General features: G+C 61.4%; 1 pseudogene. It reads right to left on the bottom strand.

Annotated elements, in window-relative coordinates:
* A pseudogene (locus tag SB772_RS43345) lies at positions 1–253 on the bottom strand (ABC transporter permease); the annotation flags it as partial.
* Between the last annotated feature and the right edge of the window lies 1 nt (position 254).

Here is a 254-nt window from a genome sequence, read left to right as displayed (position 1 = left end):
ACGAAGTGGGCGGCGCGGGATACGGATGCGCGGCGAAATAGTCGATGGTGTCGTAGCGGAAATGGTTGGGCGGATAGATCGCGAAGTTGCCGTTCGACTGAAGCCGCGAGCGGATATACGGATCGAGATAATTGGCGCGCGCCGGAAAGTCGCCGCCGAAGAGCGTCTCCGGATAGTCCTTCACGATCGGAAAATAGTAATGGCCGTCGTAGCGCACCGCGAGCGGCCGGTCGTTCGACAGCACCTCGCCCAGG

It is taken from the genome of Paraburkholderia sp. SIMBA_030, assembly GCF_046535245.1.
Classification (GTDB): domain Bacteria; phylum Pseudomonadota; class Gammaproteobacteria; order Burkholderiales; family Burkholderiaceae; genus Paraburkholderia.
Note: the sequence above shows the minus strand (reverse complement) of the source record. Positions and strands in the feature narration are given on the sequence as shown.